Source organism: Candidatus Cloacimonas sp., from assembly GCA_035403355.1.
Lineage (GTDB): Bacteria > Cloacimonadota > Cloacimonadia > Cloacimonadales > Cloacimonadaceae > Cloacimonas.
This window is the reverse complement of the sequence record DAONFA010000050.1, coordinates 1-8,563: the sequence shown is the minus strand read 5'-3', so window position 1 is coordinate 8,563 and position 8,563 is coordinate 1. Positions and strand designations below refer to the sequence as shown.

Sequence of the window (8,563 nt, the reverse complement as noted above, 5' to 3'; positions counted from 1 at the left end):
CCTCGGGAAATGAGAAAAATATCTCTCCGCTCTCTGCCCTCTGCCCAAAAGCCCCTTAGGGCGACACAAAAATAGCGATGGTGGCGTAAGCCCCTCGGGAAATGCAGCATAACCATCCTACCAATGAAAATACAATTTGGTCTTTTCCCGGAACCATTTACTGGAATATGCTTTTAATTTTGCTATAAATTCCACCATACTTAGTTCTTTAGGAACCAGGCAAAGAATATGGGGTCTTCAATTCCACCAATGGCAAGAGGTATGCCCTTTAAATTTATAATTAAACCATAGATATAGGCATGCATTTCTTCAGCAAGTGGTTTTTTCAGCCAGGTCTTACGATTTTTGGTAGAAAAAACGATATGAACAGCCAAATGACAAAACGATGCAGGCATTTTCTCCTTGATATTATTAATTTATAACTACGAGGGGCTTACGCCGCCGTCGCTATTATTGTGTCGCCTTTAGGGGCTTTTTGTTCAGGAAGAACGACGTCCTCGTCGTTCAAGCACAAAAAGGAGTTGACCAGGAGGTCAACCATCCGATCTCGCCCTTAGGGGCTTTTTTTTCGGAGGGACGACATCCTCGTCGTTCAAGCACAAGAAGGGGTTGACCAGGAGGTCAACCATCCGATCTCGCCCTTAGGGGCTTTTTTTATTTGGAAGAACGACATCCTCGTCGTTCATAAGAAACATCAACCCTCTAAACCTTCTAAACATTTTAATTCCCTTTAACTTACATTGAGGACAGGAAACGACGAGGACGTCGTTTATTCCGGAAAATTTTCCGAGGGACTTACGCCACCATCGCTATTATTGTGTCGCTCTAAGGGGCTTATAAGCAAAAAGTAAAAGGCGAAGAGTTTGTTTTCCCATTTTTTTTCAGGTGTATCACTTTTCGCTTGCTAACTCGTATCATTTTTTATTGCCATCCACACTGTATCTGCTTTTTCTGCTGTAACTCAAAACCGGTCTTTGGGCTGACTGTGTAAAGCGAAGGCAGGTAAAAAATATGCTGCAGGTGTAAAAATTTTGACCTAGCTATTAAAAACCGGTTTTAAGTCACAGCAGGCATTCCTCTTGACCTCTCAACTTCTTGGTTTCTGGACTTCTCGTCCTCCCGACCTTTTTACTCTTTCCCAATAGCTTTTAACAGCCGTTCTGCTTCCTCGGCAGTAATTTTTCCTGCTTCCAGCATTTCCAGAATTTTCATTCGGCTATGGTCTATAGAGCTTTCCTTTTCTTTTTTCTTGTGTTCTCCTCCCAGATAGGGTTTAATTTGAGGTGAATCCAGAATTTTTTTAATATAGGCAGTTACCGATTCGGTATGAAAATGATGTTTTTTGAAGTCATACACACTTTCACGCAGGTTTTTAACTCCTTCTTTAAGGGCATCCTGTATTTGCGTGACAATATCTTCCAAATTCTTGAGCACTTTGTCATTAGTGGCGCGGAAATCAAAGTTCTCTATCAATTCCTTCAGTTTAGCAGTAGCGGTAGTAAGTTTTTCCTTTATATTTTCCTCTTTAATTGAGCCGGCAATACCATTTATGTAAGCAACGACCTTATTAACCATTTCCACCACTTTCTGCTTTTCTTCTTCGGAGTTCACTTTCAGCAGAGCAATTCTAATTTGCTCCATCTTATATTTCACAAAGTCCAGATTTAGCCGTGATTCAGCATTAATTTTAATTGTGCCGTTATCTGTGATTGCCTTAATTTTAACTTTTCCTTCGCCGTTCTGGATGGAGTATATATTATCCTCAACCGTAACCGGTAAATCTATAGAGGTCTTAATTCTACCCCATTGAGTAATGGCTTGCAAAGCAAAATCAAAATCATCGGGAAGAATCAGATTGATAGAACCGTTTTCGGTCTTTAACTGAAAATTGCCATTTTCCAGAGGAACGGTTTCCAAATAAAGAGGTCCGTTTTCGGAAGTTATTTCTACTTCGGGATATGAACTTACCCGCACTTTTACAGGACCGTTTTCATTTTCCAGATGCAATGTCTTGCCACTAATTTTGGAAGCGTAAAAGGGACCGTTTTCCAACTTGGCAAAAATGTCCCCTTCACAATTAGACAGGCGAATTAAGCCATTTTCACTTTCCAGGTGCATATCGCCTTTACAGTTTTGCAGATAAACGGGACCATTTTCATTTAGAACTTTAAGCTTGTTTGTCAGGTTATCCAAGTTTACAGGATAATTATCTGTTATAATCTGCAGATAAACACCTTCAGGAATGGTTACCGTAAAAACAGCATCTCTGAATTCATCAGAATCAGATTCCGGTAAACTAATCTTTAAAACCCCTTCCTGATAATCAGATTGAATATTATCATCTGCATGGAAATCGTCCTGAAAACGGTTAAAATTGATAGTTCCTTGCAGACAAACTTCTTTTTCGGCACCTGCCTGTAAGAATAATTTAGCCAAGTGATTCTCAATCACTACTTTGTTCAAGGGTTCAAAAACCCATTTTTTCTCCAGATTGAATTTGTTCATTTTTTCCTCCTTTGTTCAATCATAGAAATTGCTTCTTCTACATCTACAAAGCCCTCATTTAAATCGGAAAGAATATCAATCACCGTATCGGTTACAGGTTCTTTTTTAGTGATTATTCCGATAATTTCTCCTAAGCGATTTTTTACTGTGGGATAGGATATTCCCAATTGATTTTGAAGCTCCTTCAGGTTTCCCTGAACGATTAAAAATAAACGGATAAACTCCAATTGACCGGCATCCAGTTCTGCCAGCCAACTATTTTCAAAACTGCCCTTAAAACTTATGTTGCAATGAGGACAGTGCAGTTCGTTAATTTTCAGCTCACCTTTGCAAATAGGACAGGTTGCCAAATACATATTAATCTCCTTCAAATATCTAAAAGACAATATAAACATTATTGAGGATTTGTCAAGAGGAATATTAATATTTTTAAGGTTGAGGGATAGATGATGCATTTACAGTGTTGACAAGGATGTCAACATTACGGAGCTTGGGTTGACAAGGATGTCAACTTTACGGGGCTTGGGTTGACAGGGATGTCAACATTACGGATACACAAATTATTGACAAAATATAGCTGTTCTACAAATGGATTTATCATAAAGCGATTGAGGGAGCAAAGTTGAATAACCTGTTAAAAAAGATTCTGCTAACGCTGTTGATAATAATTCTATCACAGCCCCTGTTTTGTAACACAACAGCTGATAAAACAGTTGCCTGGTTGAAAGAGAAAGGTGTTGCACCTGAGTTAATTGTAGTGATAATTTCAATGATTCCAGTAATTGAATTGCGGGGAAGTATTCCTGTAGCTATTCTCCTGTTTAATATTCCCTGGTTGGAAGCAGCAGTTTTATCCATCATTGGCAATATGCTGCCTATCCCCTTCATTTTGTTATTGATTGACTGGTTTTTTAATCTTATCAGTAAAGTGAAGATTGGGCGTAAATTTACTGAATGGTTGTTTACCCGAACCCGAAAGAAAAGTAAATCCATAGAAAAATATGAAGAAATCGGTTTAGCTATATTTGTAGGTATTCCTCTTCCAGGAACCGGGGGTTGGACAGGTGCCTTAGCAGCTAATATATTTGGGTTAAGATTTTGGCGTTCAATGTTTTGTATTCTTGGAGGAGTTATTATTGCTGCGGTAATCGTTACTATCTTATCGTTAATGGGGACTTTAGCTTTATGATTCGGAAAGATAGCTATAAAATATTCTGGTTGGCGGGGGAAAGTTCTGCCGATTTGCATTCCGAACTGGTGATGAAAGCATTAAACGATAAATTTGGCAATCTCACTCATATTGGTATTGGCGGACCGCGGATGCAAAGGCAGGGTTTGAAGCCAATCTTTCCTTTTGATAAATTTGCCGTTATGGGTTTTGTGGAGGTGTTAAAACATCTTTTCTTCTTTTTCAAAGTGCAGCAGAAAATAAGTAAACTGTTTTCTACAGAGAAATTTGACCTTGCTATCCTGGTTGACTATCCGGGTTTGAATTTAAGAATTGCCAAAATGGCAGATGAAATGCGTATTCCGGTGCTATATTTTATCTGTCCTCAATTTTGGGCATGGAAGCATAAAAGGGTCTATCAGCTGAAGGATTCCGTTCGTTATGTGGCTTGCATTCTGCCTTTTGAAGAAGAACTACTTAGAATTCACGATATCAATAGCGTCTATGTAGGCCATCCTATAGCTGAAGAAATAAAGTTTGAGCTTGACCGTGAGTCCTTTGCCCGCTTTTTTGGTATTAATCCTGATAAGAAGTGGATCGGTTTTTTCCCCGGCAGCAGAAATAATGAAATAACTAAAATGCTGCCGGTTTATTTGAAAACTGTGGCAAAGTGGGACACTAACGAATATGAACTACTCTTTTCCAAATCCCGCAGTGTAAATCACCAACTGTATATGAGCTATATTGAAAACTATAAACAGATCAAGCTTATAGATGGCTATAACTATGAAATGATGAAATACTGTGAAGCGCTTATTTGCACTTCCGGAACCGTAACCTTGGAAGCTGCCTACATCGGAACGCCAATGGTTATATGTTATAAATCATCCTGGCTTTCCTATTTGATTGGCAAACACTTTGTCCGCATAAAAAAAATAGGATTGCCTAATATTGTCTTGAATGCCGATATTCTACCTGAACTGGTTCAAAAAGATATGAACCCTGAGAATATCTACAATGCCTGCAAACGGATTTTGGATAATCCGGAAAAAAATGCTGCCATTCGGAAAGAACTTCTTAAATTGAGAGCAATGTTAAGCGATAAGCATCCCTCCATAGAAATGCCTAAAATAATCCATCACCTGTTTGATACCTATGGCTAAAATACTATTCTATCTGGAACGAAAACTGGGTGCCTGGTTGCTCTTACTTTTACGCAAAACCATCAAGTTTAAAGTAATCAATCAAGAGTCCTCCGATAATCTTCGCTGCATTTATATGTTCTGGCATAGAAATCTTTTGCTGATGACTCTCCAAAGAATTTATCACGGCGCTGCTGTTATGGTTTCTTCTTCCAAGGATGGAGAATTAATTGCGGGACCATTGTCCGAGCTGGGATATGTTCCCATTCGGGGTTCAAGTTCTTCTAAGGGTTCAGCGGCAATGAGAGAAATGATCAAAATAGCCGAAAAAATCTCTCTTGCTATTACTCCAGACGGTCCGAAGGGTCCCTGCTACACCTTTCATCCGGGCTTATTCCAAATTGCCTATCTGGCAAAAATTCCGATAGTGGCTGTGGCAGTTAATGCCGATAAAGAATGGCTGTTTAAATCCTGGGATCGTTTTCGCTTTCCCAAACCTTTTGCTAAAATCACAATGATTTACTCCGATCCAATTCCGGTGCAGAGTAAGGAGGATTTTATGAGAGCTGAAAAAGAGATTCGGGATTTTTTGGCAAAACACGAAAGAAATACTCTTTTTGAACAAAGAGACAAAGAGCAGTAGTTTATTGAACAAAGAGACAAAGAGCAGTAGTTTATTGAACAAAGAGACAAAGAGCAGTAGTATATTTAGTAAAGAGGGATAGAAGGTTTCATAACAAACCCTAATACTACTATCAGGGAAATCAGATTGGTAAATTCCTTCTGCTCATTACAACTCTCACCCTTTTTTCGGAAAGTTGACCTCCCGGTCAACTACTTCTCAACCTTTTTTCGGAAAGTTGACCTCCCGGTCAACTACTTCTCACCCTTTTTTTGGAAAGTTGACCTCCTGGTCAACTACCTCCCGCTTCTTTTCGGAAAGTTGACCTCCCGGTCAACTACTTTTCACCCCTTCTTTCGGAAAGTTGACCTCCTGGTCAACTACTTCTTACCCTTTTTTCGGAAAGTTGACCTCCCGGTCAACAAATGTCTGGAAATTAAAAAAGCCCCTTACAACAGGGGCTTTCATTTTATTAAACATTATATTTATTTGATTATTAACACCTTATTAGTGCCACTTTGTTCTCCTTGCTGCCAACGCAGGAAATATATTCCATCCGCAACAGTTCTACCCTTGGTATCAATTCTATTCCATTGAATTTGTGAATTTAGCGGATCACTAATCTGCAATTCTTTTACCAGCTGTCCTTTAAGGTTATAAACTTCTACTTGCACTGTTGCCTTGCTGGTTCCTGTAAATTTCAGAACTGCATTGTCCCGGAACGGATTAGGATACACTTCCAGCTTGGGTTGTGGAACTGCGATAACTTCGTCTTCAATGTCTGTATAAGCAGAAAGAATTACATTGGCTGAACCAACTTGCGCTATGGCTGTAGTATTATATAAGAAATCACTTAGGGAAATCTGCGTTACAGACATAGAACCGGTATTGCCTATAGCTTTGAATTTAACTTTTATTAGCGGTCCCGAACCAAATAGAGCAGCAGTAGAATTGGCAGTAATAGTTATAACTCCTGAAGTAGAGGAATCAACATTAACTTCGCAACCGGCACTAATTGTTTCTTCGGTAGTAATTCCCGCATATTCAAGTTTGGCTGGATTATAGTTTATATTGCCTTGATAATGTCTGATATTCCAGGAAGGAAGTAAATAAGTTGTATTCAGTTGAGTGCTGCCAATTGTATTATATGCAAGGTGCATAATATTGGTTAAAGATAGTTGACTTTCGGCAATTGTAGCTACGGGAGCAGAAGAATGAACCATTATATCATTCACATTGGTAATAGGAGTAGTGTTATAATTCATACTCATATAGAACAGATAGTCCCCCACATCTCTGGCTCTGAAAGTAAAGTTTATCAATAAACCTCCACCAATAACACTGCTGGCATTATTCCAATCCACGCTGATTACCCCGGGAGAACTTTCGGAAACGGTAGTTGTGCCTGTTTCGGAAATAGTTCCAGAGACGGAATATCCTATATAATCTACGAAAGAATTATCATAGTAAAAGTTAAAATCGTAATGATTCACATTCCAACTGCCTAGAAGAGGATTCGTTTTGATACTAACGGTAAAATTATCTCCGGCATTAGTATCCATAGCTGTTATCCGGACAGGCACATTGGCTATGCTGTAATTCTCAGGAATGGTATTAACAATTGCACCCTGATTTTGTGTAAAACCGCTTATATTAGTTGTGTAAAAATAGCCATTACCGCTACCGCTCCAACCAAAATTAAAGTGAAAATGATTGGCAACATCATAACCATCAGCAACAAAAGCATGACCACCTTCTACAGGATCATAGCCACTGTAATAAACAGGACAACCATTATCTATCTGAGCGGTAACTAAACTGTTCCAATTAGTATCACTGTAACTTGATTTTTGTATATACTGCGCACCGGGATAACGAAAATGATCCACCAAAGCAACTGCAGCATCAGAACTTTGAGCTCCGGAACCATCTACGGCATAACCCATGTGAACAGATACCCCCAAATGATATAATAAAGTTGCTATGGGTATATAGTCACTTCCGGCAGTATCATTCATCTGATCCCATAAATAAGTGGTATTTCCAAAATTGGCACTTTGATAACCATAACCGGCACAATAGTAGCTATCACTACCTACACCGGTTTGAGGATGATTCCAATATTTCATCACCATTCCCATTGCCGTGGCAACACAACCGGCATAAACATGACCACCGGGACCTTGTTGATCAGCCGGACAAAGAGCATTATAGGGCCAACCCTGATCCCACATTGTAGTCACTAATGGACTAATCGCACGCTCATTTTTGCTCGCATTACTGTAAGTGCCGCTAAGTAACTTCTGCCAAAGTTGGACATTTTCAGGATAAGAAAGCTTGGCTTCTCTTATCTGCATTACTTGTGCCGCATAACTATCCAACCAGTAATAAAAAGCAGGTGGTAAACTTTTTAAAGTTGTAATCCCTTCATCTGAATATGCCAAAACAGGATAGAAATTATCCTCAGCTGAGACAACGGCATAATTACCATTGGTATAACTAATATAATAAAGAGCCGGCTCCACTGCCGCAATTTTATTAGCTTCAAGAGGCAGAAGTTTTCCCCCGTTGTAAGTATAAAGCTCAGCACTATCAGTATAAACCTGATGCTTTAACCCCATACCTTTCAGGTAGTTTTTAGCAGCCAGCAAAGCATTCTCCGGTTGCACTAAAGCAGCCCACATACTAATACTGATCAGGGATAAACCCGCAATCAGAATAACTATTCTTGCTAATCGGTTTTGAGTTAATCTCATTTATCCTCCAGGATATATATTTAATTCACTATATTCTTTCTATGCACGAAGTATTCCACAAATCAGGATAATACTACTCTTTTAACTATCCCTACCCGCTCTTCTATCTATCCTAACTTTAACTCTCCAATCATCTTCACGCTAACAATCCCTTTCTGTTACCGTAAAACACTAATCCGAATAAGCATTTCTAACATCCGTGCATTTTTATTCTACTACCTAAATAATATAATAAAGCATAAAACCTATCTACGCAACAACAAAATAAATCCCTCCAGTCCTTTTGCCCTCTCCAGTTCTAAACTATTCTATTTTTTGCATTTTCAGCAACAAAAAACGCCGTTAGCGATGGCGGCGACCTACTCTTCCA

7 protein-coding genes are annotated in these 8,563 nt (G+C 39.1%); 3 read left to right on the top strand and 4 right to left on the bottom strand.

Features of this window, described 5'->3' with window-relative positions:
- Nucleotides 1–200: 200 nt before the first annotated feature.
- From PLE33_08885 to PLE33_08875, 3 genes are all read right to left on the bottom strand, one after another.
- Entirely contained in the window at nucleotides 201–395 is a 195-nt protein-coding gene (locus tag PLE33_08885) for a hypothetical protein (protein ID HPS61355.1), read from the bottom strand.
- A gap of 733 nt (nucleotides 396–1,128) precedes the next feature.
- A complete protein-coding gene (locus PLE33_08880) occupies nucleotides 1,129–2,505 on the bottom strand; it encodes a DUF4097 family beta strand repeat-containing protein (protein ID HPS61354.1) in 1,377 nt (458 codons plus the stop codon).
- On the bottom strand, nucleotides 2,502–2,861 hold the full coding sequence (locus tag PLE33_08875) for a DUF2089 family protein (protein ID HPS61353.1): 360 nt from the start codon (nucleotides 2,859–2,861) through the stop codon (nucleotides 2,502–2,504). Before PLE33_08875 ends, PLE33_08880 begins: the two co-directional genes overlap by 4 nt.
- Nucleotides 2,862–3,127: 266 nt before the next feature.
- On the opposite strand from PLE33_08875, the gene PLE33_08870 reads away from it, so the two are divergent.
- From PLE33_08870 to PLE33_08860, 3 genes are read left to right on the top strand one after another with little or no spacing between them, the layout of a single operon-like run.
- Nucleotides 3,128–3,694, top strand: coding sequence for a small multi-drug export protein (locus PLE33_08870; GenBank protein ID HPS61352.1), 567 nt, complete (start codon nucleotides 3,128–3,130; stop codon nucleotides 3,692–3,694).
- A complete protein-coding gene (lpxB, locus tag PLE33_08865) occupies nucleotides 3,691–4,836 on the top strand; it encodes a lipid-A-disaccharide synthase (protein HPS61351.1) in 1,146 nt (381 codons plus the stop codon). Before PLE33_08870 ends, lpxB begins: the two co-directional genes overlap by 4 nt.
- Nucleotides 4,829–5,458, top strand: a complete 630-nt coding sequence (locus tag PLE33_08860) for a lysophospholipid acyltransferase family protein (protein HPS61350.1) — start codon at nucleotides 4,829–4,831, stop codon at nucleotides 5,456–5,458. Before lpxB ends, PLE33_08860 begins: the two co-directional genes overlap by 8 nt.
- A 464-nt stretch (nucleotides 5,459–5,922) precedes the next feature.
- On the opposite strand, the gene PLE33_08855 is transcribed toward PLE33_08860, so the two are convergent.
- Nucleotides 5,923–8,193, bottom strand: a complete 2,271-nt coding sequence (locus PLE33_08855; protein ID HPS61349.1) for a C10 family peptidase — start codon at nucleotides 8,191–8,193, stop codon at nucleotides 5,923–5,925.
- Nucleotides 8,194–8,563: the final 370 nt, after the last annotated feature.